Source organism: Lysobacter sp. Root494, assembly GCF_001427225.1.
Lineage (GTDB): Bacteria > Pseudomonadota > Gammaproteobacteria > Xanthomonadales > Xanthomonadaceae > Agrilutibacter.
Genome location: NZ_LMFH01000008.1, coordinates 273,812 through 299,047, shown reverse-complemented (window position 1 = coordinate 299,047; position 25,236 = coordinate 273,812). Strand labels below are relative to the sequence as shown.

Below are 25,236 nucleotides of genomic sequence, written 5' to 3'. Positions count from 1 at the left end.
ACGGCGGGCCGGCTCGCCCTCCCGCCATCAACGATGCAACGGTGGGCTTGAGAGCCCACCCTACGGACTCCCATGAAATCGACGGGCTACCAATCCGGTTTCGGCAACGAGTTCGCCACGGAGGCGATCGCGGGCACGCTGCCCATCGGCCGCAACTCGCCGCAGCGCGTCGCGCACGGCCTGTATGCGGAGCAACTGAGCGGCACGGCGTTTACCGCGCCGCGCCACCTGAACCGGCGCAGCTGGCTGTACCGCATTCGTCCGGCAGCGATGCACGGCACGTTCGCGCCGTACCTCCACTCTCATTTTCACAGCGACTTCGGCGATGGGCCGATCACGCCGGACCAGCTGCGCTGGAGTCCGTTGCCGATGCCGCAGGCCCCGGTCGATTTCGTCGATGGACTCTTCACCATGGCGGGCAACGGTTCGCCCGCGGCGCAGACGGGTATCGGCGTGCATCTGTATGCGGCGAACAAGTCGATGCAGGGGCGCTTCTTCTACGACGCCGACGGCGAGCTGCTGATCGTTCCGCAGCAGGGAAGCCTGCACATCGCCACCGAACTCGGCGTGCTCGACGTGGAACCGCACGAAATCGCGGTGATTCCGCGTGGCGTGCGCTTCCGCATCGAACTGCCCGGCGGCGAAGCGCGCGGTTACGTGTGCGAGAACTTCGGCGCGATGCTGCGCCTGCCCGATCTCGGGCCGATCGGTTCGAACGGCCTGGCCAATCCGCGCGACTTCCTTGCGCCGAATGCGGCGTTCGAAGATGTCGATGGCGAGTTCGAACTGATCGCGAAATTCCAGGGCCATCTCTGGCGCGCGCCGATCGGCCATTCGCCGCTCGATGTCGTCGGCTGGCACGGCAACTACGCACCGTACAAGTACGACCTGCGCCGCTTCAACACGATCGGCTCGATCAGCTTCGACCATCCGGATCCGTCGATCTTCCTCGTGCTGCATTCGCCCAGCGACACGCCGGGCACCAGCAACATGGATTTCGTGATCTTCCCGCCGCGCTGGCTGGTGGCGCAGGACACATTCCGTCCGCCGTGGTTCCACCGCAACATCGCCAGCGAATTCATGGGCCTGATCCATGGCGTGTACGACGCGAAGGCGGAAGGTTTCGCGCCCGGCGGTTGCTCGCTGCACAACTCGATGACGGGACACGGGCCGGATGCGGCGACGTTCGAGAAGGCGAGCAACGCCGACCTCTCGAAGCCGGACGTCATCGGGGACACCATGGCCTTCATGTTCGAGTCGCGCGCGGTGATCCGGCCGACGCAACAGGCGTTGGACGCCGCGCATCGCCAACGCGACTACCAGGCGTGCTGGGCGGGGTTGAAGAAGCACTTCTCGCCGAAGTAGACACCGCAGCCGAGGCTTGCGTCGTCCGTCCGGACGACGCGGCCGTGCACAACCCCATCCACCCCAAACCTCGTAAGATCGCCGCAACCTTGAGGAGGGGAACGCGATGCTGACGGCCATCGGTTTGTTCGTGCTGGGCCTGGTGCTGCTCATGCTGGGCGGCGATTCGATCGTCAAGGGCGCCGCGGGACTCGCGCAACGCCTGGGCCTCACGGCGTTCACCACGGGACTGGTGCTGGTCGCGTTCGCGACTTCACTGCCCGAGCTGGCGGTCAACCTCGTCGCGATCCTGCACGGACAGGACGAGCTGGCGCTCGGCAATGCCGTGGGCAGCAACGTGGCCAACATCGGCCTGACACTCGGAGCGGCCGCGATCGCGGCGCCGATCATCGTGCGCTGGCGCGCGCTGAGCCCGCTCCTGCTGGTCCTCGTGCTGGGCACGATCGCGGTGCTCGCGCTGGGCGCCGACGGAACGCTCTCGCGCATCGAAGGCCTCGTGTTGCTGGTTGCTTTCGTCGCGGCCCTGGCTTTCGCGATCGTGCGCAGCCGCCGCGAAGTGCCGGAGGTGCGCAGCGAGATCGAACAGTTCGCGCAGACCAGCACGGTGCTGGGCCTCAATCTCGTCCGCTTCGCGATCGGCATCGTGCTGGTGTCGATCGGCTCGCTGCTGGTCGTCGGTGGGCCGGGCGTGCATCTGTTCGGGATGGATCTGTCCGGATCCGGCGCCGGCGTGATCGGAGAAGCCATCGGTTTGTCGCCCGTGCTGACCGGCCTGCTCCCGGTGGCGATCGGCACCGCATTGCCGGAGGTCGCCGCCGCGATCGCCGCCGCGCGGCGCGGGCAGGGCGACATGGTCATGGGGCACGTGATCGGCGCGAGCGTCTTCAACATCCTGGTGATCGTCGGTGGCATGGCGGCGTGCTGCGATCTCGCCCTGCCGATGACGCTGATGGGCCCCAGCCAGTTCGCGCTGCCGCTCGGCTACGAATTGCTGGCCGCACTCGCGTTCGCGCTGATGCTCTATCCGTTGCTGCGCGGCGACACGCGCGTGAGCAAAGGCGAAGGCGTGTTGCTGCTGGTCGCGTATGCCGCCTGGGTGGTGTTCGAGCTGATGCTTGCAGGTAAGTAAGCTGTAGCGATGAACAATCCTTTGACTCCGCGGCGCCTGCCGCGTGCCTTGCGCGCGCTGGTCGAATTCTTCCGGCTCGAGGCCGCGGGCGGCATCACCCTGATCGTTGCCGCGGCATTGGCTTTGATCGCGGCGAACTCGCCGTGGCACGACGGCTACGAAGGTTTCCGCCAGTTTCCGTTGAAGATCGGTGTTGGCGACTTCGCGATCGCCAAGCCACTGTTGCTCTGGATCAACGATGGCCTGATGGCGATCTTCTTCCTGCTGGTCGCGCTGGAGATCAAGCGTGAATCGTTGAGCGGGCAACTTGCCGGACGCGAGCAGCTGATCCTGCCGCTGGCCTGCGCGTGCGCGGGCGTTGTCGTGCCTGCGCTGATCTTCACCGCGTTCAACCATGGTGATGTATCGGCGATGCGCGGCTGGGCCGTGCCTACGGCGACCGATATCGCCTTCGCGCTGGGCGTGCTCGCGCTGCTCGGCTCGCGCGTGCCGGTCGGGATGAAGCTGTTGCTGTCGACGATCGCGGTGGTCGACGACCTGATCGCGATCCTGATCATCGCGATCTTCTATTCGCATGGCATGTCGTTCGCGGCGCTTGGGCTTGCTGCAGTCGTGCTGATCGCGATGTGGCTGCTCGGCCGCTTCAGGGTGCTCGCGCTGTGGCCTTATCTGCTATTGGGCGTCGTGCTGTGGGTGTGCGTGCTGAAGTCAGGCGTGCACGCGACGCTGGCGGGCGTGGCTACCGGGCTGATGATCCCGCATGTCGACAAGAGGAACGCGATTCCCGACGAAATCGAGCACTCGCCGCTCGAGACGCTGGAACACGCACTTCATCCGTGGGTTGCTTACGCGATCCTGCCGATTTTCGCGTTCGCGAACGCAGGGCTGGTGCTCGGCGGCATGCAGGCGAGCGATGCGCTTGCAGCGCTGCCACTCGGCATTGCATTGGGGCTGGTGTTGGGCAAGCCGCTCGGCATCGTCATCGTCGCGATGATCATGCATCGCGTGGGCTGGGCGCGATTGCCCGAAGGCATGGATGGCCGCGCATTGACCGGACTGGGCGTGCTGTGCGGGATCGGCTTCACCATGAGTTTGTTCATTGCATCGCTGGCCTATCACGATCCCTCGCTTTATGAGGCTTCGGTGCTCGGCATTCTCGGTGCGTCGGTTGTTTCCGCAGTAATTGGATTTGCGTGGTTGCGTGCGGTGCTGCCTGCGCGGAGCGACGCGGATCGATGAAGCATGCACTGGTCTTCGGAGGCAGCGGACAGGTCGGGCGACCACTGCTGGCACGGCTGCTCCGCGATGGCTGGCGGGTCACGGCGCTGTCGCGACAACCGCAGCACGAGCGGCCGGGACTGTCGTGGCTGCGTGGCGATCTCGGCGTGCTGCCTGCATTGCCGCGGCAGGTGGATGCGATCGTCAGCTGCGGTCCGCTGGATGCATTCGCGCAGTGGTATGGACAGTCGCAGGTCGAATGCGATCGCGTGGTTGCGTTCGGCTCGACCAGCATCGAAGTGAAACGCGGCTCCGCCGATCCGCACGAGCGCGATGTCGCGCAGCGCCTGCGGACGGGCGAGGAAGGCGTATTCGCGGCGGCGAAGGTGCGTGCCGCAGATGCGACCGTGCTGCGTCCCACGCTGATCTACGGCGCGGGGCGCGACGCGACGCTGACGCGCATCGCGCGGCTGGCGCAGCGCTGGGGCCGCTTTCCGTTGCCGCGCAATGCGACCGGCAAGCGCCAGCCCGTGCATGTGGAGGATCTGGCCGCAGCCGCGTTTGCGGCGCTCGACAACCCGGCTTCGCATGGACAGGTCTATGCGTTGCCGGGTGGCGAAACCCTGGCGTACCGCGAAATGGTGCGGCGCGTGCTCGCCGTGCTCGATCCACCCGCGACGCTGATCGAACTGCCTTCGCCGCTGTTCAACCTGGCATTGGCGGGTGCGAAGCTCGCCGGCGGCACCGGGCTTGGCGAAGCCGCGGTGCAGCGCATGCGCTCGGACCTGGTGTTCGATGATGCGCCCGCGCGCCGTGACCTGGGTTATGCACCGCGCAGGTTCGCGCCGAACGCGCGCATGTTCGACGCGCGCGAGGACATCGAGGAGCTCTAGCCTTTACGGCGTTTCGCTCGCCGGCATCGTCCGTGACTTCGCGATCGCACGCAGCGCGACGATCAGCACGCCGCCAAGCACCATCGCGCCGCCGATCCACAGGCGCGGACCCGGCCGGTCGCCCCAGAACACGATGCCGAGCGCGACGGCGAGCACCGGCACCAGCAGTAACCACGGCGTCACCTGTGCCACCGGATGCCGCTGCACCAGCACGTAATACAGACCGTGGCCGAGCAGCGAGGAGAGAAACGCGGCATACAGCGCGCCGGCCCACGCCACCCAGCTCGCCTGCGGCAGCTGCGCGATGGCGCCGGGTTCGAGCCATGCGCTGATCGCGAGCAAAGGCAGCACGCTCATGACTGCCGTCCAGCCTTGCTGGCTGAAGACATCCATTCCGCGCAGTCCTTTCATCAACACCGTGCCGATCGCCAGCAGCGCTGCCGCGACCAGCATCAGCAATAGCGAAGCGGGCTGGTCGAGCACAAGCGGATCGAAGCCGAGCACCAGCACGCCCGCGAAACTCACCGCGATTGCAAACCCAGTGCGCCAGGCAAAGCGTTCCCCCAGCACCCACCACGCCAGGAGCGCGGTCATCGGTATGTAGCTCTGCATGACGATGGCGGGCGACGACAGGTCGCCTGCCAGCTTCAGTGCGCTGAAACTCAGCCCGAAGTGCAACACACCCACGCACAGCGCGATCGCCACCAGACGCGGCCATTGACCGGGAGCGGGGCGCTTGAGGAAGAACACCAGCGGCACCGCCAGCAGCGCGAAGCGCAGCGCGGTGAACAGGAACGGCGGAATCTCGCGCATCGCCAGCGCGGAGGTCAGGAAGTTGAACGCCCAGGCAATGCAGATCAGCAGGACGAGGGCGATATCGCGTGCGGGCATGGAATGCGGGCTGCGTGTTTGCGACTCAGTAGTGCCAGCCAAGCCTTCGATACAGCTTCGCCAGCACCCATGCAGGCCCGATCAGCAGGTAGGTGAGGTCGGTGAGGAAGCTCGGCTTGCGTCCTTCGATCTTGTGACCCACGAACTGGCCGATCCACGCCACCACGAACACCGCGATCGCGGCGTACAGCAGGCCGGTGAGTCCGAGCGTTTCCTGCAGCAAGCGGGTGAAAAAGCCCATCAGCACGAACAGCCCCAGCATGCCGAGACCCAGCGGCTTCGATGCGCGGTAATAGAACATCCACGCCGCGAACATCGCGAGCGCGGCCCACGCGCCCGGCAACAGCAGGCCTTCCGGTACCGGGATGCACCACAGCAGCGCGATCACGCTCCACAGGATTGCGGGCACGCAGATCACGTGGATGAGCTGGTTGGTCTCGTTGCGGTGATCGCCGGAGTAGCTGGCGAACCAGCGGTCGATCGGACGGTCGGTGGTGGCGTTCATCGCGTACTCCGTGTGGATGCAGGAACTCTACGCCGCGCATCGCGCACTGTCAGCGACGGATTGCCTACGCAGTGACAACGCAGAGTCCGGAAAGAAGAAGCCGGGCAATGCCCGGCTTCTTTCGTGTCAATCGATGGAAATGCCTGCCAGCTTCCACAACGCCTCGGCATAGCGCGCACGCGTGCGCTCGATCACTTCCGGCGGCAGCTTCGGGCCGGGTGGGCGCTTGTCCCAGTCGAGCGTCTCCAGGTAGTCGCGCACGATCTGCTTGTCGTAGCTCGGCGGGCTCGTGCCGATCTGGTATTCGTCGGCCGGCCAATAGCGCGACGAATCCGGCGTCAGCATCTCGTCCATCACGTACAGGCGGCCGTCGGCGTCGGTACCGAATTCGAACTTGGTATCGGCCAGGAGGATGCCGCGCCGCGCCGCGTAGTCGCGCGCGAAGGTGTACAGCCGCAGTGTCGCATCGCGCACCTGTTCGGCGAGTTCCGCGCCGACCATGCGCACGACAGTGTCGAAGTCAATGTTCTCGTCGTGGTCGCCGACCGCGGCCTTGGTCGAAGGCGTGAAGATCGGTTCCGGCAACTGTTCGGCCTGGCGCAGGCCATCGGGCAGGGCAATGCCGCTGATGCGGCCGGTGCGCTGGTAATCCTTCCAGCCGCTACCGATCACGTAACCGCGTGCGATGCATTCGATCGGCACGGGCTTCAGCCGCCTGGTCACCACCGCGCGTTTCGCGTACAGCGATGCATCGACGCCAGCCGGCAGCACCGAAGCGACGTCGACGCCGGTGAGATGGTTGGGAATGATGTGCCCGGTCTCGCCGAACCAGAAATTGCTGATCTGGCAAAGCATCTCGCCCTTGCCGGGAATCGGGTCGGGCAGCACCACGTCGAAAGCGCTGAGGCGGTCGGTCGCGACCATCAACAAGCAATTGCCGGCCTGCGAGCCGGCCGGCAGGCGATCGCCGGGCAGGTCGAATACGTCGCGAACCTTGCCGCGATGGCGCAGCGTCAGGCCGGGCAGGTTGGACTCGAGCAGGAACGGACGGGACACAGTCGTGGGCAAGGCAGGCATCCTCGGGAACAGCCGCAAAAATCGCGTCCTGCCTGCGCTCCGCGCGCGTGCAGGCGCGACAGGGCCGGGCAGTGTACGCCGGTCGGGCGGTGAGCGCAGGCCATCCTTTGGGCGGCATGCCGCGCGGCCTGGGCGAACGCACGGCGCGCTGCGCCCGGCCGGTGCCGCCCCGTGACCCGCAGAACAAGTTTGGTGTTGCCGTAAACTGCGCGCCTCCCTTCTACACCCGCGGCCCGATGAAACGCTGGTACGGCAAATTGCTGGGATTTTTCGCCGGCGCGGCGCTGCTGCGGAGCAATCCGCCGCTCGGTGCGCTGATCGGCCTGCTGATCGGCCATGCCTTCGACAGCGACTGGTTCAGGCTGCGTCGCGACAACCCGTACGGCGTGCTCGGGCTCACCGACGAGGCCAGCGACGCCGAAGTCGACCAGGCCTATCGGCGCCTGATGTCGCAATACCACCCGGACCGCATGGCCGGCGCGGCCGACGAGCTGCGCCGCCAGGCGGAAACGAAGGCACGCGAGATCAACGCCGCCTACGACCGCATCAAGACCCTGCGCAGGAAATAACACCCCATGCAATCCACCGTCATCGCGCCCTCGATCCTCTCCGCCAACTTCGCGAAGCTGGGAGAGGAAGTCGACAACGTCCTCAAGGCCGGCGCCGACTGGGTGCACTTCGACGTGATGGACAACCATTACGTGCCCAACCTCACCATCGGCCCGATGGTGTGCGAGGCGCTGCGCAAGCACGGCGTTACCGCGCCGATCGACGTGCACCTGATGGTCGAACCCGTGGACCGCATCGTTCCCGACTTCGCCAAGGCCGGCGCGGCGCTGATCAGCTTCCATCCCGAAGCCAGCGCGCACGTGCACCGCACGGTGCAGCTGATCAAGGCCTCGGGTTGCCAGGCGGGCCTGGTGCTGAACCCGGCGACACCGGTGGAAGTGCTCGACTACGTGCTCGAGGAACTCGACCTGGTGCTGCTGATGTCGGTGAATCCCGGCTTCGGCGGCCAGTCGTTTATTCCTTCCGCACTGGCGAAGCTGCGCCGCGTGCGCGAGATGATCGACCGTAGCGGCAAAGCCATCCGCCTGGAAATAGACGGCGGGGTGAAGGCGGACAACATCGCGGAAATCGCCGCCGCGGGCGCGGACACCTTCGTCGCGGGTTCGGCGATCTTCAATGCGCCGGACTACGCCGACGTGATCGCGAAGATGAAATCGGCTGTCTCCAACGTTCGCTGATACCGAATTCGCCGCGCAAACGAAAAACGGCAAGCCGTCACCGGCTTGCCGCGGAAGAATGGAGGCAATCCAGCCTCCGCCCGTCGTCCCTGAGGATGGACTCCCATTCTCCAGACGGCCCATGACACGCATGTGACGAATTCTTCTGTGCATGCGAGGTCGCGGCGCGGCGGCTGAATGCGCACGGGTGGCATACTGCCTGCCGTTTTCGCGCAATCCGCGTGCCCGCATGCAGCTCGACGCCGACCAGTTCCGCAAGCTCGCCGATGCCGGCCACACCCGCATTCCCGTCGTGCGCGAGGTCTTCTCCGATCTCGACACGCCGCTGTCCGTGTACCTGAAGCTCGCCGACGGCCCGCACACCTACCTGTTCGAATCCGTCGAAGGCGGTGAGCGTTTCGGCCGCTACTCGATCATCGGATTGCCGGCGCGACGCGTGTATGCGTTCGCCGGACACACCCTGTTCGTGACCGAAGACGGCGAGCTGGTCGAGAACCGCGTGGTCGAGGATCCGTTCGCCGAAGTCGAGCGCCTGCGCGCCTCGCATTCGGTGCCGAAGATCGAAGGACTGCCCGGCTTCACCGGTGGTCTCGTCGGCTGGTTCGGGTTCGAGTGCGTGCAGTACATCGAGCCGCGCCTGGCCGCGCCGCAGAGGGATGGGGCACATAAGCCCGACGAACTCGGCACGCCCGACATCCTGCTGATGCTCAGCGAGGAAGTCGCGGTGTTCGACAACCTCAAGGGCCGGTTGTACCTGATCGTGCACGCCGATCCGCGAGAGGAGCGCGCGTTCGCACGCGCGCAGCGCCGCCTCGATGAATTGACGCACCGCCTGCGCCAGGGCGGGCCGGGTTATCCCGAGACGCGCGACGCCAACATCCTCGACGAGGCCGATTTCGTTTCCGGCTTCACCCGCGAAGGCTTCATCAACGCGGTCGAGAAATCGAAGGAACTGATCCGCGCCGGCGACATCTTCCAGGTGGTACTGAGCCAGCGCCTGTCGGTGCCGTTCAAGGCGCGTCCGGTCGACGTCTATCGCGCATTGCGCGCGTTGAATCCCTCGCCGTACATGTATTTCCTCGATGTCGGCGGCACCCAGGTCGTGGGTTCCTCGCCGGAAATCCTGGTGCGCCTGATGGGCGACGAGATCACCGTTCGCCCGATCGCCGGCACGCGTCCCCGCGGCAGTACCGTTGAGGAAGACCAGGCGCTCGAAGCCGAATTGCTCGCCGATCCGAAGGAACGCGCCGAACACCTGATGCTGATCGACCTCGGCCGCAACGATGTCGGCCGCGTGAGCGAACCTGGCACCGTACAGGTCGGCGAACAGTTCGTGATCGAACGCTACAGCCACGTGATGCACATCGTCAGCGAAGTCACCGGCAAGCTGAAAAGCGGACTCAGTTACGCCGACGTGCTGCGCGCGACCTTTCCCGCGGGCACGGTCAGCGGCGCGCCGAAGATCCGCGCGCTCGAAGTGATCCGCGACTTCGAGCCGATCCGCCGCAATGTCTACTCCGGCGCGGTCGGCTACATCGGCTGGCACGGCGATGCCGACACCGCGATCGCAATCCGCACCGCCGTGATCCAGGACGGACGCCTGCACGTGCAGGCCGGCGCCGGCATCGTCTATGACTCCGACCCACAAAAGGAGTGGGAAGAGACGATGAACAAAGGCCGTGCGCTGTTCCGCGCCGTCGCCGAGGCCGCGCGAGGCCTCTGATCTTGCTCGGCGCCGCGCCCGTCGTTCGTATTCCACCGTCCATCGCTGCCTGAAGACCAATCTGACTGGTTTCGGCCGGGGCGCGCGTGCCTCAACGTTTTATTCACAGACGGGACGGTTCACTGGCTCAGCGGTAATCGTCCCCGGCAATGCCGCACCGATGCCAGTTGCGTAACGAGGGAGTGCGCCATGCATCATCTTCCCGACAGCAGTATCCAGGCCCGCTTCGCCAACGGCTTTGCCCGCACGGTCGAACTGATCTGCCCGCAATGCCACGAAAAGGCGATCTTCGAAGCCCACCCGTGGCAGGAACACGGGCGCCAGGTCGTCGCCACCGAAATGCAATGCTCGCGCTGCGAGAACGAAATGCTGCTCGTGCAGCTGCTCGACGACATGGGCAGCTCCAAGCCGGGTTCTCTTTTCACCTATCCGGCGCCCGGCGGGCGCAGCACCATGCCCGGCGCGCAGCACCTGCAGGCGCTTTCCGGCCCGCTGGCGCGCAGCTACGACTCGGCGCTGAAGCTGTACAACCATGCCGAGTGGGGCGCCGCGGCGCTCACCGTGCGCCATCTGCTGGAAGGTCTCGCGGCGCGCCTCCTGCCCGCTGACAAGCGCAGCTTGCCGCTGCCGCGCCAGCTCGAGGCGCTCCAGCACGACGTCGACTTCGCGCGGCCGTTGCAGGACATAGCGCAGCTGATGGCGCCTGATGGTGCGTTCGGCCGCCACTTCGACGACGAGAGCTCGATCGACAAGGTCACCGCCGAGCACATGCTCGAACTTGCCGAACAGCTCTTGCAGTACCTGGTGGTACTGCCGGGCGAGATGGTCGATCTCCGAAGCCGGATTGCGACCGCGCCCGTGCCGTTGCGGCGCGGTTCCGGCGTCGCCTGAAGCAGGACATTGCGAAGCCGGCGACCAGCGCCGGCTTCGCATCTTCGCGCAAGTTTTCATAAGCGCTCCGGCCAGCGCCGGACAGGCGCATGCGATATCCTGCCCGGCCATCCGCATCCCGCGCGGCACCGGAAAATGCAGGCGTTTCCATGCTGTTGATGATCGACAACTACGACAGCTTCACCTTCAACCTCGTGCAGTACCTGCAGACGCTGGGCGCCGAAGTGAAGGTGGTGCGCAACGACGAACTGTCGGTGGCGCAGATCGAGGCGCTCGCGCCCGATCGCATCGTGATTTCGCCGGGCCCGTGCACGCCGAACGAAGCGGGCGTGTCGGTGGAGGTCGTGAGGGAACTCGGGACACGGGTGCCGGTGTTGGGCGTCTGCCTCGGCCACCAGAGCATCGGCCAGGCCTACGGCGGCGACGTGGTGCGCGCGAAAACCATCATGCATGGCAAGACCTCGCGCATTCGCCACGAGGGACAGGGCGTCTTCGCAGGATTGCCCGATGCCTATGAAGCCACGCGCTACCACTCGCTCGTCGTCTCACGCGACACGTTGCCGGATTGCCTCGAAGTGACCGCCTGGACCGACAGTGACGACGGCTCCTTCGACGAGATCATGGGGCTGCGCCACCGTGAGCACCCGGTAGAAGGCGTCCAGTTCCATCCGGAGTCGATCCTGACCGAGCATGGCCACGCATTGTTGAAGAATTTCCTCGAGCGCACCGCGTAGGAGCGCCCTTGGGCGCGACCTGCCAGCACGCATCGCGCCCAAGGGGCGCTCCCACGAATCGACGAGCCATGCCCCTCACCCCGCAAGAAGCCCTCCAGCGCACCATCGAGCACCGCGAGATCTTCCACGACGAGATGGTCGATCTGATGCGGCAGATCATGCGCGGCGAGGTTTCGCCCACGATGACCGCGGCGATCCTCACCGGCCTGCGGGTGAAGAAGGAAACCGTCGGCGAGATCGCCGGCGCGGCCACCGTGTTGCGCGAATTCGCGCGCCCGGTCGAAGTTGTCGACCGCACGCATCTCGTCGACATCGTCGGTACCGGTGGCGATGGCGCGCATACGTTCAACATCTCGACCACGTCGATCTTCGTGGTGGCCGCGGCGGGCGCGAAAGTCGCCAAGCACGGCAACCGCAGCGTTTCCTCGAAATCGGGCGCCGCCGACGTGCTCGAGGCGCTGGGCGCGAACATCGAACTGCAGCCGGAACAGGTCGCCGCATGCATCGAACGTTGCGGCATCGGCTTCATGTTCGCCCCGGTGCATCATCCGGCGATGAAGGCAGTCGCACCGGTACGCCGTGAAATGGGTGTGCGCACGATCTTCAACATCCTCGGGCCGCTCACGAACCCGGCGAATGCACCGAGCATTCTCATGGGCGTGTTCCATCCCGACCTCGTCGGCATCCAGGTGCGCGTGCTGCAGGAGCTCGGTGCCGAGCGTGCGCTGGTGGTGTGGGGACGCGACGGCATGGACGAACTTTCGCTCGGCGCGTCGACGCTGGTGGGCGAGCTGCGTGACGGCGTGGTACGCGAGTACGAATTGCATCCGGAGGACTTCGGCATCGCGATGGCCGCGTCGCGCAACCTGCGCGTGGCCGATGCCACGGAATCGAAGGCGATGCTGCTGAGTGCGCTAGACAACAAGCCGGGTTTGCCGCTGGAAATCGTCGCCTTGAATGCGGGTGCCGCCCTGTATGTCGCGGGCGTCGCCGAGTCCGTCGCCGATGGCATCGTGCGTGCGCGTGAGGCGATTTCCTCCGGTGCGGCGCGGGCAAAGCTCGATCAGTTCGTCGCGACCACGCGCGAACTCGCCGGAGCGGTCGCGTGAACGGTTTTGCGAAGTTGCCCGAGCCACCGTACTTCGCGGTGATCTTTTCCTCGCAGCGCAACGGCGACGACGAGGCGGGCTATGCCGCTGCTGCCGAGCGGATGCTGGAACTCGCCGCGCAGCAACCCGGCTTCCTCGGCGCCGAATCGGCGCGCGGTGCGGATGGTTTCGGAATCACCGTGTCCTACTGGGGCAGCGAAGCCGCGATCGGCGCCTGGAAGCACCAGGCCGAACACGCGGCGACCCGCGCGCACGGGCGAAAGCACTGGTACGAACATTTCGAGCTGCGCGTAGCCAAGGTAACGCGCGCTTATGGAAAACCGGCTCTCCCTGACAACGCGCCGCAGGATTGATGAAATGCCGCGCCTGTGGCTGACAGAGGCAAGCAACGGGACTCGCATGCGGTCGAACGCACATTCCGGCGGGCGATTCCCATAAAGCGGCGAAGCCGCGCCAGGGTTGCCGGCAACTCGACACACAGTCCGGCAGCACATGCGCCGCACCCCTTAGAATTCCCCCATGAGCGACATCCTCACCACCATCCTCGCCCGCAAGACCGAGGAGATCCAGCAACGCAGCCGCATCCGCCCGCTGTCGGAGCTGCGCACCCGCGCGCTGAACCAGCCGGTGACGCGCGGCTTCGTCAAAGCCATCCGCCGCAAACTCGATGCAGGCGAAGCCGCAGTGATCGCGGAGGTGAAGAAGGCGAGTCCTTCCAAAGGCGTGATCCGGCCCGACTTCAAACCCGCCGAGATCGCACGCAGCTACGAAGCCGGCGGAGCGACCTGTCTTTCGGTGCTGACCGATGTCGACTTCTTCCAGGGCAGCAACCTGTTCCTCAGCGAAGCACGCAGCGCCTGCCGCCTGCCGGTGATCCGCAAGGACTTCATCGTCGATCCGTACCAGGTTTACGAAGCGCGGATGATCGGCGCCGACTGCATCCTGCTGATCGTCGCCGCGCTGGAGGATGCGCAGATGATCGACCTGGCCAACCTGGCCGGCGAACTCGGCATGGACGTAGTGGTGGAAGTGCACGACATCGACGAACTCGAACGCGCCCTGCAGACCGACTGCGAACTGATCGGCGTGAACAACCGTAACCTGCGTACCTTCGAGGTGTCGCTCGACACCACCCTGGCGCTGAAGGATGCGGTGCCGCGCGATCGCATCCTCGTCACCGAGAGTGGCATCGCCACGCGCGCAGATGTCATGAGGATGCGCGAGAACGATGTGAATACGTTCCTGGTTGGCGAAAGCTTCATGCGCGAAGCCGATCCGGGCGCTGCATTGAAGCGGTTGTTCGCTTCGTAGCGACGGGGGTGCCTGGGCGCGAGGACACAGAGAGGCCGGCACGCCGGCACTACGGGACCAAGAGCGATGAGTGTCAAAGGACGGCAATACCCCAAAGCCCAGGCCGGTGCGCCGCTGGTCGTCTTCGATTTCGACCACACGCTTTACGATGGGGATTCAGGCGGTCATCTGTTCACGTGGCTGATAACGCGCAGCTGGTGGCGACGCCTGCTCGCATTGCTGATGTTTCCGGTATTCATGCCGCTGGTGGCATTCCTGCCGACGCGCCGATTTGGGATCAGCGCGTTCGTGTGGGCCGGGACGGTCGGCTTCCATCGTTCGCGTGATCTCGACCCCCTGATCGATCGCTACGTGGTGACCCACGCCGAGCGGATCAGGCAGCGCCTGCTTCCGGTGGGCATCGAGGTGCTGCACCGCCACCGTGAAGCGGGTGATCGCGTCGTGATCGCCACCGGCGCTCCGCCCGAACTTGCGCGCGCAATCCTCGCCTTCGTCGCGCACGAGGACGTCCCGGTAGTGGGCACGCAGGTCGGCCCGCGCCTGGGTGGGCTGGGCGCGAAGCGCCATTGCCACAACGAGATGAAGATGACGATGCTGCGCGAGGCGGGCTTTCGCGAAGAAGTCGCCATCGCCTATTCAGACAGCGGTGCCGATTTGCCGCTGCTGCGCGCCGCTCGCAGACCCGTGGTGGTCAATCCGAAGTCGCAGCGCGTCGAGATGTTCCGGCGCGTGCTGCCCCCGGGCACGCCGATCCTCAACTGGGGTTGTCGCAAGCGCGGCGGTGAACTGCCTGCCAAGGCTTCCTCGTAGGGCGAGCTTGCTCCGCTGCTTTTTTGTTCCCGTAGTGTTCCTGTAGCGCCGCGCTGCGGGTGCTCTCTTCAGGCAGTGATCCAAAGGAGCGGCGTAGCATGCGCCGCATGCCTGGCGCGAGCACGCGTGCCGGGCTCAATCGCGCGCCGGCGCCTTCAGGTCTTCAAAGAACTCCGCCAGCGTTTGCTCCGCAAAATCGCGGAACTCACCCGCATCGTAGAAGCGGCCGTAGCAGTTCTTGCAGCTTTCGAACCAGATATGCGGCTGCTGCGGGTCAACCATGCGCAGCAGCGGCCAGTGGATGCACTTCGGACAGTTGATCCGGTCGACATGGTTGTACTGCTCGCCGACCGCTTCGTCGCCGGTATCGATCTGCCCGGCGAGACCCTTGAGGCGCTCGTGGTCGACGGGTTCGAACCACAGTCCCGAGCAGTTCGTGCAGCGGTGCACGGTCGAGCTCTGGTAAGCAACCGGATTCATGACGGAATCGCACTTCGGACACTGCATGGATGGTTCCCTGGTGGCGTGCTCAGTCGCCGAGTAGCTTGATGAAATGCTTCGAGCCTTCGCTGTAGCCGCAGCCCAGGTAGAAGGCGTGCCCGGCCTCGCGACGCATGTTGCTGGTGACTTCGATCCGGGCGATCTGCGCGCGTCGTGCAATCGCTTCGGCTTCGCGCAACAGCTGGCGACCGATCCCCTGCCGCGCACAGTTCGCGGAAACCACGAGGGCGGTGATGCGCGCGAGGTCGTTGCCGCGGGTGATCGAGTAGCGGATGTCCAGGGACATCAGCCCGCAGACCGCACCCTCGATCTCGGCGAGCAGCAGGAACAGTCGCGGATCATGCAGTACTCGCGAAATGCGCTCGACGGCATCGTCACGGGCGCAGGGATAACCGAGTTCATCCAGCAACCGGGCGACGTCGCTGGCGTCGCCGATCTGGGCAGGGCGAATACGTATCCTCGTCGAGGACGAATCCGCGAGGCGCCCCATCCCCAGCGCCTCAGTCGCGGGTGCCGTACAGCACGACGGTCTTGCCGCGGGCGTGGAGCTTGTTGTCCGCCTGCAGCTTCTTGAGCACGCGTCCAGCCATTTCGCGCGAGCAGCCGACCAGGCGCGAGAGCTCCTGGCGCGACACGCGGATCTGCGTGCCCTGCGGGTGGCTCATCGCTTCGGGTTCCTTCGCCAGGTCGTGCAGGGCGCGGATGATGCGGTCGGTGACGTCGAGGAAGGCGAGACGGCCGGCCTTGCGGCTCGTGTCCAGCAGGCGGCGCGAGATCTGCGCGCCGATCTGGTACAGCAGCTTGGGCGCGTCGGTGGCCAGGCGGGTCAGCAGCAGGTCGTAGAAGCGCTCGTGGCCGATCTCGGCCAGTTCGCACGGCGTGCGGGTGCGCAGCACGACTTCGCGGCGATCGCTTTCGACGAACAGGCCGAGTTCGCCGATGAATTCGCCCGGGCCGAGGTATCCCAATACCAGCTCACGCCCGTCGTCTTCCTCGGTGATGATGCTCACCGAACCGGAGATCAGGTAGTAGATGGTGTTGGCCGGGTCACCCGGACGGAACACGTCGGTGCGGGAGGGATAGCGGCGGCGGTGGCAGTGTGCGAGGAAGCGCTCGATCGTGGCGCTGTCCGGCATCAACGGGCTATTGGTCTTTCGCAGGGCTATCACGTGATCAACCAGAATGGGCGAGTGCAGCGGCGGAGCTTAGGGCCAAAGCTGCGGCATGGGCAAATACTGCCGCATATTGCCGCTGGCGGTCACCCGTAAGCGAGAACGAAAGTCGCGGCAACCGCCTGCAGGCGGCGTGAAACCGCGGAAGGCCGGGCGTTTGGCCCCCGTGGGCGATTGCCGCATAATCGCGCCCTCGCAAGCGCGGCCCCCCGCCGCCCGACCTGGACAAGACATTGGTCAAGCCGCTGCCGCGCCTGAAGCTCCAAGGCTTCAACAACCTCACCAAGGCGCTCTCGTTCAACATCTACGACGTCTGCTTCGCGGCGTCCGAAGACGAGCGCAAGCGCTACATCGAGTACATCGACGAGGCCTACAACGCCGACCGGCTGACCCAGATCCTGACCGATGTGGCCGACATCATTGGCGCCAACATCCTCAACATCGCGCGCCAGGATTACGACCCGCAGGGCGCCTCGGTGACGATCCTGATCTCCGAGCAGCCGGTCATCGATCGCGCCGACGCCAAGGGCGTGATCTCGGACGCCGTCGTCGCGCACATGGACAAGTCGCACATCACGGTGCACACGTATCCGGAAACGCACCCGGACAACGGCATCGCGACCTTCCGCGCCGATATCGACGTCGCCACCTGTGGCGTGATTTCGCCGCTGAAGGCGTTGAACTACCTGATCGAGAGCCTGGAGTCCGACATCGTCGTGATGGACTACCGGGTGCGCGGCTTCACCCGCGACATCAAGGGTAAGAAGCACTTCATCGACCACAAGATCAACTCGATCCAGGACTACCTGGCCAAGAACATCAAGTCGCGCTACGAGATGCTCGACGTGAACGTGTACCAGGAAAACATCTTCCACACGAAGATGCACCTGAAGGAGTTCGACCTCGACACGTATCTGTTCGAGGAGAAGGCGAAGAACCTGTCGTTCAAGGAGCGCATGAAGATCGAAGCGCGCCTGAAGCGGGAAATCGAGGAGCTGTATCACGGGCGCAACCTGGTCGACTGACCGGTTAGAGCCCAGAAAAAGGCCGGCACTTGCCGGCCTTTTTCGTTGTTGCGGAGGACGCCGCTCAGATCCGGTAGGCAATCGTCTTCATGAGGTTGGATGCCATCGCCATCACCGTCGGCACCGGCTGAGGCAGCACCCGTGCACCCTGCGCCTGCGCATTGTCGGCATGGCGCGCTTCATCGGCCTTCATCGTGTGCAGGATCGCGCGGCTGCGCGCATCGGCGGGAGGCAGCGTCTGCAGGTGCTCGTCCAGGTGCGCTTCGACCTGGCGCTCGGTTTCGACGACGAAGCCGAGGTTCCAGCCATCCCCGCGCAGGCCCGCGAGCACGCCGATGGCGTAACTCCCTGCGTACCACAGCGGATTGAGCAGGCTGGGGCGGCTGTCGAGTTCGTCCAGGCGCTGTGCGCACCAGGCAAGATGGTCGGTTTCCTCCTGCGCGGCCTCCAGCAGGTGCTTCCGCGTGGTTTCATCCCGGGCCACGGCCGCCTGGCCGACATAGAGCGCCTGCGCGCAGACCTCGCCGACGTGGTTGATGCGCATCAGGCCAGCGGCGTGGCGGCGTTCGCCGTCGTCGAGCACGACCTCCGGTTCGCGAGCCGATGGATTTGGCCGCTCCGCCGCGGGCGCGCCAAAAACGGTGTCCAGCGCGTTCTGCGCATCGATGAGCAGGCGATCGAGCGGGGTAAGGACGCGGGCATTCATTGCGTCAGTTTACTGCCCTGAAATTGCTGCCGTGGTTCGATGAGGCTGGCTAGAAACTCGAGCGGATGCTGCACGGGTTTTTCGATGGCATTGGCGAGATGGAGCCGGCAGCCGATGTTCGCGCTGAGTACGCGCGTGGCACCGCTGCTTTCGAACTGCTCGACCACCGGTTTCCGGTACGCATCGGCTCGCGCCGGATCGAACAGCATTTGCGTGCCGGCTGACCCGCAGCAACCGTAGCCGGCGGTCAGCTCGATGACGGTCAGGCCGGGAACGCGGTTGAGCAGTGCACGAACCGCGGTCACCGATTTCACGACGTTGCGCTGGGTGCAGGGCAGATGCAGTGCGACGCGCTCATTGCATTCGCGGAATCGCAACGCGTCCGCGTGCTGGTGGATGAATGCGATCGCGTCTTCCGTCGCATTGGTGTTCCGGAGTGAATGGGCGACTGCTTCGTGGCAACCGGTTGCCAGCGTCAACACCGTGCCGCAGTGGGAAAAGGCAGCCCGATTGCGCGTTGCCAGCAGCCCGGATTCGTCCCTGTTGCCGGCATGGGCATGCAGCGCTCCACAACAGGTCTGCCGGGCGGGAATTTGCACGTCGATGCCACTGGCGGCGCACAGTGTGCGGACCGCTTCGCGCAGGCCTGTTTCGTAGGGCCGGGCTACACACCCGGTAAACAGGGTCACTGCGTCCGTGTGCCGTGTGTCTGCGAGTGGCGCTGCAATGGACATCGCAGGTCTTGGCAAGCGCCGCAGGCTTTCCGGGAGCAGGCCAAACACGAGCCGGTAAAATCCGAGCAGGCGCCCGAGGAGGGCGGGCCGGGCCGTCAACCATTCCATGGCGCGTTGCTGCCAGCCTGGCTTGCGACGCATGCGCTGGCGGTTGCGCGCTTCCCACAGGAATTCACCGTATTGCACGCCGGCCGGACACACGGTCTCGCAGCTGCGGCACCCTAGGCAGTGGTCCAGGTGGCTGTCGGCGGTTTCGGTGGGAGCAATGGTGTCCAGCGCCCATGCGCGGGCGAGGGCGATCCGGCCGCGCGGGGATTCCGTTTCGGAGCGCTCCAGACCGTAAGTCGGGCAGGCCGGCAGGCAGAGGCCGCATTGAACGCAACGGTCGGCGAGGGCCAGCAGCCGGTCCGTGGCGGTCTCGGCGGGGGCAGGGCGGGCGGCCGGAAGCATGGCGGGCGATGCTAGCACGCGGGTTTTCCGGACTTGCGCGTCGCGGGCCGGCCCGTTATCATTCCGCCTCTTTTTCGCCCCACCCCAAACGCGAAGCGAAGTTCCGCCGGTCGATCCGCCCGATTCCAAGGCGTCCCGGGCGCAATCAGCTCGACCAGGTACCCCCAAGCAGAGCAGTCATGAAGACTTTTACCGCCAAGAACGAGACCGTCCAGCGCGACTGGTACATCGTTGACGCCGAAGGCAAGACCCTCGGCCGCCTCGCCTCCGAGCTCGCCCGCCGCCTGCGCGGCAAGCACAAGCCCGTCTACACCCCGCACGTCGATACCGGCGATTACCTCGTGGTGATCAACGCCGAGAAGATCGTCGTCACCGGCAACAAGCTGCAGGACAAGATGTATCACCGGTTCACCGGCTACATCGGCAACCTGAAGTCCGAGTCCCTCGGCCAGGCGCTCGAGCGCCACCCGGAACGCGTGATCGAGATCGCCGTGAAGGGCATGCTCCCGAAGAACCCGCTGGGCCGCGCGATGTATCGCAAGCTCAAGGTCTACAAGGGCACCGAACATCCGCACGCCGCGCAGCAGCCGCAGCCGCTCGACTTCTAAGGCATCCAGTACATGGCACTCCAGCAGAATTACGGCACCGGCCGTCGCAAGTCCTCCACCGCCCGCGTGTTCCTGCGCAAGGGCGATGGCAAGATCACCATCAACCAGCGTCCGATCGATGAGTTCTTCGGCCGCGAAACTGCACGCATGATCGTGCGCCAGCCGCTCGAGCTGACCAAGTCGACCGACCGGTTCGACGTCGTGGTCACCGTCGCCGGCGGCGGCATCACCGGCCAGGCCGGTGCCATCCGCCTCGGCATCGCCCGCGCACTCGTCGAATACGACGAAACGCTGAAGACCGAGCTGCGCAAGGCAGGCTTCATGACCCGCGACGCCCGCGAAGTCGAGCGCAAGAAGGTCGGTCTGCACAAGGCACGCCGTGCCACGCAGTTCTCGAAGCGCTAATATTCGCGACTGTAGATTCACCAGCTACGCAAAAGTTTGTATAGCCCCGTCGCCAAGCGGTAAGGCACCTGACTCTGACTCAGGCATTCGGTGGTTCGAATCCATCCGGGGCTGCCAGCTTCAAATCAGCAAGATCCAAGGAACCCGCCGCAAGGCGGGTTTTTTGTTGCCCGTGATCCGGGCATCCGGCGCGGAGCGCTGCGCGATCGACATAAGCTGACCGCCACAAGCGTTCCAGCACATCGAAACGCCAAGTTACAATTGCAACTATCGCGCTGCGGCGCAGAAATCCGGAGTCCCCATGAAGCTCGGTTCCCTCAAGGAAGGCGGTCGCGACGGCACTCTCATCGTCGTATCGCGAGACCTGAAGCGTGCAGTGAAAGCAACGGGAATCGCCGACACGCTGCAACGCGCGCTGGAGGACTGGTCGAACATCGCGCCCCGCCTGAACACGTTGTCGGATGCGTTGCACGAAGGCACCGCCGAAGGCGCCTTCGATCTCGACATGCAGGCACTCGCCGCGCCGCTGCCGCGCGCCTACGAATTCGTCGATGGCAGCGCCTACCTGCCGCATGTCGAGCGCGTCCGTCGCGCGCGCGGCGCCGAAGTGCCGGAGAGTTTCTACACCGATCCGCTCATGTACCAGGCCGTCAGCGCCGGCTTCTACGGCCCGCGCGATCCGGTGCGCGTGGTGAGCGAGGACTACGGCATAGATCTGGAAGCCGAAGTCGTGATCGTCACCGACGATGTGCCGATGGCGGTAACGCCGGAAGCCGCTGCTGCGCACGTCCAGTTGATCGGCCTCGTCAACGACGTCAGCCTGCGCAACCTGATTCCCGGCGAACTCGCCAAGGGCTTCGGCTTCCTGCAGTCCAAGCCGCGCTCGGCGCTCTCGCCTGTGTTCGTCACGCCGGACGAGCTCGGCGACGCATGGCGCGACAGCAAGGTCCATCTGCCGCTGGTCACGCACATCAACGGCGAGTGGTTCGGTGCGCCGGAAGCGGGTGTCGACATGCAGTTCAACTTCGCGCAACTCGTCGCGCATGCGGCGAAGACGCGACCGCTGTCGGCGGGCACGATCGTCGGTTCGGGCACCGTGGCGAACGAGGACACGAAGCTGGGCGCCTCCTGCTTCGCGGAACGCCGCACGGTCGAGACGCTGGAGACCGGCAAGCCGATCACGCCCTTCATGAAGTTCGGCGACATCGTGCGCATCGAAATGAAGACTAGCGACGGCCAGGATCTCTTCGGCGCTATTGAACAACGCATGGAAAAGCAGCCGGTCTGACCGGCGGCGCCCGGGGGCCGGCGGATGGCCAATCGCCACCGGGTGCGGCGGCTAAGGTGCAATCCGGGGCGCCCGCTTGCGGCTGGCGTGCAGGGGAGCAGGCAGTGGAAGATGTGCGCATGAGCGATCAGTTGCGGCTGTATTCGTATTGGCGTTCCAGCGCCGCTTATCGCGTGCGGATCGGCCTCAACCTGAAGGGGTTGCCGTACGAGATCCTGCCCATCCACTTGCTGCGCGACGGTGGCGAGCAGCGCACCGCGGAATACCACCGGATCAATCCGCAGGCCCTGGTGCCCGTCCTGCAGCACGGTAGCCGCCAGCTGAGTCAGTCGCTGGCCATCCTCGAGTACCTCGACGAAACCTGGCCCACTCGGCCGCTGCTTCCTGCAACTGCGCGCTCGCGCCACCGCGCGCGTGCGATCGCGCTGGCGATTGCCTGCGACGTCCATCCGCTCAACAACCTGCGCGTGCTGCAGTACTTCGAGCACGAATGGAACGTGCCGCAGCCCGAACGCGATGTCTGGGTGAGGCATTGGATCAGCGAAGGTTTTGCCGCGATCGAGGCGATGCTCAACGATCACCTTTCGACGGGCCAATACTGCGAAGGCGAAATGCCCACCATCGCGGACTGCTGCCTGATTCCGCAGGTCTACAACGCCCGCCGCTTCGCCGTGGACATGGCACAGTTTCCGACGATCGCCCGGATCGAACAGGCATGCCTGCAGCTGTCCGCATTCGACTTGGCGCGTCCGGAAATGCAGCCCGATAAGCCGGCCTGAGTTCGCCAGCAGGCTGCGCCTTTTTTTACCCTGTCGGCGCGATACGCGAGCAGGCCGCTTCAGGCAATCAAACTGCCGAATTGCCCGCGAACACATCCGCGTACGGATCGTGCTCGCCGGTACCGCCCTCGGACAGCCGGAACTTGAGATCCAGGCCATCGCGCGAATCGGCGGCCTTCAGGGCTTCCTCGCGCTCGATCCGTCCTTCCTTGTACAAGCGGAACAGGCACTGGTCGAAACTCTCCATGCCCGATTCCAGCGAGGCTTCCATCGCCGGCTTGATCTCGTGCACCTGGCCGCGGCGCATCAGGTCTCGGATCATCGGCGTGTTGATCAGCACTTCGGTTGCCGGCATGCGGCGGCCGTCCTTGCCCACGACAAGGCGCTGCGAAATCACCGCGCGCAGGTTTAGCGCGAGGTTCATCAGCACGTTCTTGTGCGCGGATTCGTGGAAGAAGTTGAGGATGCGTTCCAGCGTCTGGTCGGCGTTGTTGGAGTGCAGCGTCGCCAGGCACAGGTGGCCGGTTTCGGCGAAGGCGATCGCGGCTTCCATCGTGGTCGCGTCGAGGATTTCGCCGATCAGGATCACGTCCGGCGCTTCGCGCATCGCGTTCTTCAGCGCGTTGTGGAAGGCGTGCGTGTCGAGGCCGACTTCGCGCTGGTTGACGATCGACTTCTTGTGCTTGTGCAGGTATTCGATCGGGTCCTCGATGGTGAGGATGTGGCCCGACGTATTCGTGTTGCGATGGTCGATCATCGCCGCCAGCGTGGTCGACTTGCCCGAACCGGTGGAGCCGACGATCAGCACAAGTCCACGCGGGGCCATGATGATTTCCTTCAGCACCTGCGGCAACTGAAGTTCCTCGATCGACGGGATCACGCTGCGGATCGCGCGGATCACCATGCCGACTTCGCCGCGCTGCTTGAACACGTTGACGCGGAAACGGCCGGCTTCCGCCAGCGCGAGCGCCATGTTCAGTTCGAGGTCACGCTCGAAGATGGGTACTTGTCCCTCGTCCATCAGCGAGTAGGCGATCTTCTTCACCATGCCGGCGGGCAGCCCGGTGTTGCCGAGCGGATAGAGCTTGCCTTCGACCTTGATGTATACCGGTGCGCCCGTCGTCAGGAACATGTCCGACGCGTTCTTTTCCGTCATCAGCTTCAGGAAGTAGCCGATGTCCATGTATCCATCCCCTTAACTTTTATAGTGGCAACGCACGTTGCAAGCGCGTCGCGAGCTTCCGACAATGGCCGCGCCGAAGTTACACCCATTCCCGGTCGCCACGGCATCCCCCCAATGACCCCAAGCTTCGCACAAATCCTGAAACTGTCGATGGCACTGGTTCTCGCTTCGGCTTGGCCTGCGCGGGCGGCTACGCCGCCGACCGTCGAGCTGACCGAGGCGCAACAGGCCGTCAGTCATGCCGACAGTGCCGATGGCGACCAGTACGCGGCGCAGGAACTCGCGGCCGCGCGCAACGAACTCGCCCAGGCGCAGGCCGCGATGGCGGCCCGCAAGCACAAGGACGCACTGGCACTCGCGCTCGCCGCCGCCGCCGATGGCGACCTGGCTTATGCACGCAGCCGTGCCGCGCAGACGCGTACCGAGGTGGCCCAGCGTCGCGCCGAAATCTCCGAGTTGCGACGGCGCCTGCAGATTGAAGGGGGCAGGGAGGCGCAGGCCAGCGCCCTCGATAGCGAACTTCCGCCCGCCGCCGACTACGCCATGCGCCTGCAGGCCATCACCGCGGATCCGCGACTGGCCCCGTTTGCTGCTTTCGAGCGCCTGCGTGCGCAGCAGGCGGTGGACGCCCTCGCCAAGGCGCGCCGGAGCAAGCGCGAGGCTGCCGAATATCTGGCGCAGCGTCGCGTCGAGATTGCCGAACTGACGGCCCGCACCGAGGCCACCCGCCGCGATGCCGATCAATTGGATCGCGAGCGCTCTGAGCTGCTGATCGAGGCCAGTCGCCGCGATGCCGAAACCGCACGGGCTGAAGCCGAGCGCCTGCGCGTCCAGGCCCAGATCCAGGCCGAGGAAGCCGAGCGCCTGCGCCAGCAGGCGGCGCAGAGCGATCTCGCGATGCAGGACGTGGAAGCGGCCCTGTCGGGAGTGGCCGACGTCCAGGCCGCCAAGCTGAAAGCCGCGCGCGAACGCGAGGCGAAGCTCGCCCGCGAGGAAGCTGAACTCGTCGCGGGCGGCAAGCTGCCGGCTTCACGCTGGGACGAACGCGGCGAAATCTTCACCCTGAACGCCACCGACACCTTCACGTCCGGCAAGGCGGCACTGAACGAACGCGGCGCGGCGACCGTCCGGACCCTGGCGGCTTATCTCCAGGCCACCAGTGGCAGCGCTGCCCGCATCGAGGGCGTCGATACCAAGACGAGCCTGGCCCAGCAACGTGTCGAAGCCGTGCGCGACGCCCTTGTGAAGGCAGGAGTGTCACGTCAGCAGGTGCGCGCTGCGGTCGGCGCGACCGGCAAATCGAAAGCGCGCGTCGAAGTCGTGGTTTCGACAAAATAGTATTGCCGATCAACTATTTAAGCGCTTCAGCGGACTGCGTTCACGCTTTCGCACCTTTCGTCCGCAGCCGCTTGCCGAGCCCGGAACGGAGGAGTAGCGTCAAATATCCAAGCGGCCCCATTCCCGCTTGGTCGAGAGTCCGGC

At 65.4% G+C, this 25,236-nt stretch carries 28 protein-coding genes and 1 tRNA gene; 20 read left to right on the top strand and 9 right to left on the bottom strand.

Going from position 1 to position 25,236, the window contains the following annotated elements; translation table 11 throughout:
- The first annotated feature begins 72 nt into the window (after positions 1–72).
- The 4 genes from hmgA to ASD14_RS14170 all read left to right on the top strand — a co-directional run bounded on the left by hmgA (position 73) and on the right by ASD14_RS14170 (position 4,605).
- Positions 73–1,365: a homogentisate 1,2-dioxygenase gene (hmgA, locus tag ASD14_RS14185; protein WP_056135224.1), complete on the top strand. Its 1,293-nt coding sequence runs from the start codon at positions 73–75 to the stop codon at positions 1,363–1,365.
- Between the two features lie 106 nt (positions 1,366–1,471).
- Positions 1,472–2,494 (top strand): sodium:calcium antiporter, encoded by a 1,023-nt coding sequence (locus ASD14_RS14180; RefSeq protein WP_056135221.1) that lies wholly within the window; start codon positions 1,472–1,474, stop codon positions 2,492–2,494.
- Between the two features lie 9 nt (positions 2,495–2,503).
- A complete protein-coding gene (gene nhaA / locus ASD14_RS14175; protein WP_056135218.1) occupies positions 2,504–3,733 on the top strand; it encodes a Na+/H+ antiporter NhaA in 1,230 nt (409 codons plus the stop codon).
- A complete protein-coding gene (locus ASD14_RS14170) occupies positions 3,730–4,605 on the top strand; it encodes an NAD-dependent epimerase/dehydratase family protein (RefSeq protein WP_056135215.1) in 876 nt (291 codons plus the stop codon). Before nhaA ends, ASD14_RS14170 begins: the two co-directional genes overlap by 4 nt.
- Positions 4,606–4,608: 3 nt before the next feature.
- On the opposite strand, the gene ASD14_RS14165 is transcribed toward ASD14_RS14170, so the two are convergent.
- The 3 genes from ASD14_RS14165 to ASD14_RS14155 form a co-directional block, all read right to left on the bottom strand.
- A complete protein-coding gene (locus tag ASD14_RS14165; RefSeq protein ID WP_056135211.1) occupies positions 4,609–5,496 on the bottom strand; it encodes an EamA family transporter in 888 nt (295 codons plus the stop codon).
- A 25-nt stretch (positions 5,497–5,521) separates the two neighbouring features.
- The gene (locus tag ASD14_RS14160; RefSeq protein WP_056135208.1) at positions 5,522–6,001 is read right to left on the bottom strand and encodes an Mpo1-like protein; all 480 of its coding nucleotides are present in this window, start codon (positions 5,999–6,001) and stop codon (positions 5,522–5,524) included.
- Between the two features lie 126 nt (positions 6,002–6,127).
- Positions 6,128–7,078 carry a phosphoribosylaminoimidazolesuccinocarboxamide synthase gene (locus ASD14_RS14155; RefSeq protein WP_056135203.1) on the bottom strand — a complete coding sequence of 317 codons (951 nt, stop codon included), beginning with the start codon at positions 7,076–7,078 and terminating at the stop codon, positions 6,128–6,130.
- Between the two features lie 236 nt (positions 7,079–7,314).
- Between ASD14_RS14155 and ASD14_RS14150 the strand changes: the two genes are divergently transcribed.
- The 9 genes from ASD14_RS14150 to ASD14_RS14110 all read left to right on the top strand — a co-directional run bounded on the left by ASD14_RS14150 (position 7,315) and on the right by ASD14_RS14110 (position 14,903).
- The gene (locus ASD14_RS14150) at positions 7,315–7,647 is read left to right on the top strand and encodes a DnaJ domain-containing protein (RefSeq protein ID WP_056135422.1); all 333 of its coding nucleotides are present in this window, start codon (positions 7,315–7,317) and stop codon (positions 7,645–7,647) included.
- A gap of 6 nt (positions 7,648–7,653) precedes the next feature.
- Entirely contained in the window at positions 7,654–8,325 is a 672-nt protein-coding gene (gene rpe / locus ASD14_RS14145) for a ribulose-phosphate 3-epimerase (protein ID WP_056135201.1), read from the top strand.
- Between the two features lie 229 nt (positions 8,326–8,554).
- Positions 8,555–10,048 (top strand): anthranilate synthase component I, encoded by a 1,494-nt coding sequence (gene trpE, locus ASD14_RS14140; protein WP_056135419.1) that lies wholly within the window; start codon positions 8,555–8,557, stop codon positions 10,046–10,048.
- Between the two features lie 189 nt (positions 10,049–10,237).
- Positions 10,238–10,939 (top strand): hypothetical protein, encoded by a 702-nt coding sequence (locus tag ASD14_RS14135; RefSeq protein WP_056135198.1) that lies wholly within the window; start codon positions 10,238–10,240, stop codon positions 10,937–10,939.
- Between the two features lie 149 nt (positions 10,940–11,088).
- Complete coding sequence (locus ASD14_RS14130) at positions 11,089–11,673, top strand: aminodeoxychorismate/anthranilate synthase component II (RefSeq protein WP_056135193.1); 585 nt, start codon at positions 11,089–11,091, stop codon at positions 11,671–11,673.
- Positions 11,674–11,741: 68 nt separating this feature from the next.
- Positions 11,742–12,782, top strand: coding sequence for an anthranilate phosphoribosyltransferase (gene trpD, locus ASD14_RS14125; protein ID WP_056135188.1), 1,041 nt, complete (start codon positions 11,742–11,744; stop codon positions 12,780–12,782).
- On the top strand, positions 12,779–13,135 hold the full coding sequence (locus tag ASD14_RS14120) for an antibiotic biosynthesis monooxygenase (protein ID WP_056135183.1): 357 nt from the start codon (positions 12,779–12,781) through the stop codon (positions 13,133–13,135). The genes trpD and ASD14_RS14120 overlap by 4 nt, the downstream gene beginning before the upstream one ends.
- A gap of 166 nt (positions 13,136–13,301) precedes the next feature.
- Entirely contained in the window at positions 13,302–14,093 is a 792-nt protein-coding gene (gene trpC, locus ASD14_RS14115) for an indole-3-glycerol phosphate synthase TrpC (RefSeq protein ID WP_056135179.1), read from the top strand.
- Positions 14,094–14,159: 66 nt separating this feature from the next.
- Positions 14,160–14,903: a haloacid dehalogenase-like hydrolase gene (locus ASD14_RS14110; protein WP_056135176.1), complete on the top strand. Its 744-nt coding sequence runs from the start codon at positions 14,160–14,162 to the stop codon at positions 14,901–14,903.
- A 135-nt stretch (positions 14,904–15,038) separates the two neighbouring features.
- Here the strand turns inward: ASD14_RS14110 and ASD14_RS14105 are convergent, their stop codons facing one another.
- The 3 genes from ASD14_RS14105 to crp are packed head-to-tail and all read right to left on the bottom strand — an operon-like array spanning position 15,039 to position 16,540.
- Positions 15,039–15,410, bottom strand: coding sequence for a zf-TFIIB domain-containing protein (locus ASD14_RS14105; protein WP_056135172.1), 372 nt, complete (start codon positions 15,408–15,410; stop codon positions 15,039–15,041).
- A 22-nt stretch (positions 15,411–15,432) separates the two neighbouring features.
- The gene (locus ASD14_RS14100) at positions 15,433–15,894 is read right to left on the bottom strand and encodes a GNAT family N-acetyltransferase (protein WP_056135168.1); all 462 of its coding nucleotides are present in this window, start codon (positions 15,892–15,894) and stop codon (positions 15,433–15,435) included.
- Between the two features lie 10 nt (positions 15,895–15,904).
- Positions 15,905–16,540 (bottom strand): cAMP-activated global transcriptional regulator CRP, encoded by a 636-nt coding sequence (crp, locus tag ASD14_RS14095; protein WP_056135165.1) that lies wholly within the window; start codon positions 16,538–16,540, stop codon positions 15,905–15,907.
- Positions 16,541–16,809: 269 nt separating this feature from the next.
- On the opposite strand from crp, the gene speD reads away from it, so the two are divergent.
- Positions 16,810–17,601 carry an adenosylmethionine decarboxylase gene (gene speD, locus ASD14_RS14090; RefSeq protein WP_056135164.1) on the top strand — a complete coding sequence of 264 codons (792 nt, stop codon included), beginning with the start codon at positions 16,810–16,812 and terminating at the stop codon, positions 17,599–17,601.
- Positions 17,602–17,665: 64 nt separating this feature from the next.
- Here speD and coq7 read toward each other — a convergent pair whose 3' ends face one another.
- Positions 17,666–18,307 carry a 2-polyprenyl-3-methyl-6-methoxy-1,4-benzoquinone monooxygenase gene (coq7, locus tag ASD14_RS14085; protein WP_056135161.1) on the bottom strand — a complete coding sequence of 214 codons (642 nt, stop codon included), beginning with the start codon at positions 18,305–18,307 and terminating at the stop codon, positions 17,666–17,668.
- Positions 18,304–19,491: a (Fe-S)-binding protein gene (locus ASD14_RS14080; protein WP_056135157.1), complete on the bottom strand. Its 1,188-nt coding sequence runs from the start codon at positions 19,489–19,491 to the stop codon at positions 18,304–18,306. The genes coq7 and ASD14_RS14080 overlap by 4 nt, the downstream gene beginning before the upstream one ends.
- Positions 19,492–19,670: 179 nt before the next feature.
- On the opposite strand from ASD14_RS14080, the gene rplM reads away from it, so the two are divergent.
- The 5 genes from rplM to maiA all read left to right on the top strand — a co-directional run bounded on the left by rplM (position 19,671) and on the right by maiA (position 22,571).
- A complete protein-coding gene (gene rplM, locus ASD14_RS14075; protein ID WP_056135154.1) occupies positions 19,671–20,099 on the top strand; it encodes a 50S ribosomal protein L13 in 429 nt (142 codons plus the stop codon).
- 12 nt (positions 20,100–20,111) lie between these two features.
- The gene (rpsI, locus tag ASD14_RS14070) at positions 20,112–20,504 is read left to right on the top strand and encodes a 30S ribosomal protein S9 (protein ID WP_056135151.1); all 393 of its coding nucleotides are present in this window, start codon (positions 20,112–20,114) and stop codon (positions 20,502–20,504) included.
- 42 nt (positions 20,505–20,546) lie between these two features.
- Positions 20,547–20,621: transfer RNA gene (locus ASD14_RS14065), tRNA-Gln, on the top strand.
- A gap of 184 nt (positions 20,622–20,805) precedes the next feature.
- The gene (locus tag ASD14_RS14060; RefSeq protein WP_056135148.1) at positions 20,806–21,792 is read left to right on the top strand and encodes a fumarylacetoacetate hydrolase family protein; all 987 of its coding nucleotides are present in this window, start codon (positions 20,806–20,808) and stop codon (positions 21,790–21,792) included.
- A gap of 119 nt (positions 21,793–21,911) precedes the next feature.
- Complete coding sequence (gene maiA, locus ASD14_RS14055) at positions 21,912–22,571, top strand: maleylacetoacetate isomerase (protein ID WP_056135416.1); 660 nt, start codon at positions 21,912–21,914, stop codon at positions 22,569–22,571.
- Between the two features lie 67 nt (positions 22,572–22,638).
- On the opposite strand, the gene ASD14_RS14050 is transcribed toward maiA, so the two are convergent.
- Positions 22,639–23,754 (bottom strand): PilT/PilU family type 4a pilus ATPase, encoded by a 1,116-nt coding sequence (locus tag ASD14_RS14050; protein WP_056135145.1) that lies wholly within the window; start codon positions 23,752–23,754, stop codon positions 22,639–22,641.
- A gap of 150 nt (positions 23,755–23,904) precedes the next feature.
- On the opposite strand from ASD14_RS14050, the gene ASD14_RS14045 reads away from it, so the two are divergent.
- Positions 23,905–25,092 (top strand): DUF4398 domain-containing protein, encoded by a 1,188-nt coding sequence (locus ASD14_RS14045; protein WP_082539016.1) that lies wholly within the window; start codon positions 23,905–23,907, stop codon positions 25,090–25,092.
- Positions 25,093–25,236 lie beyond the last annotated feature (144 nt).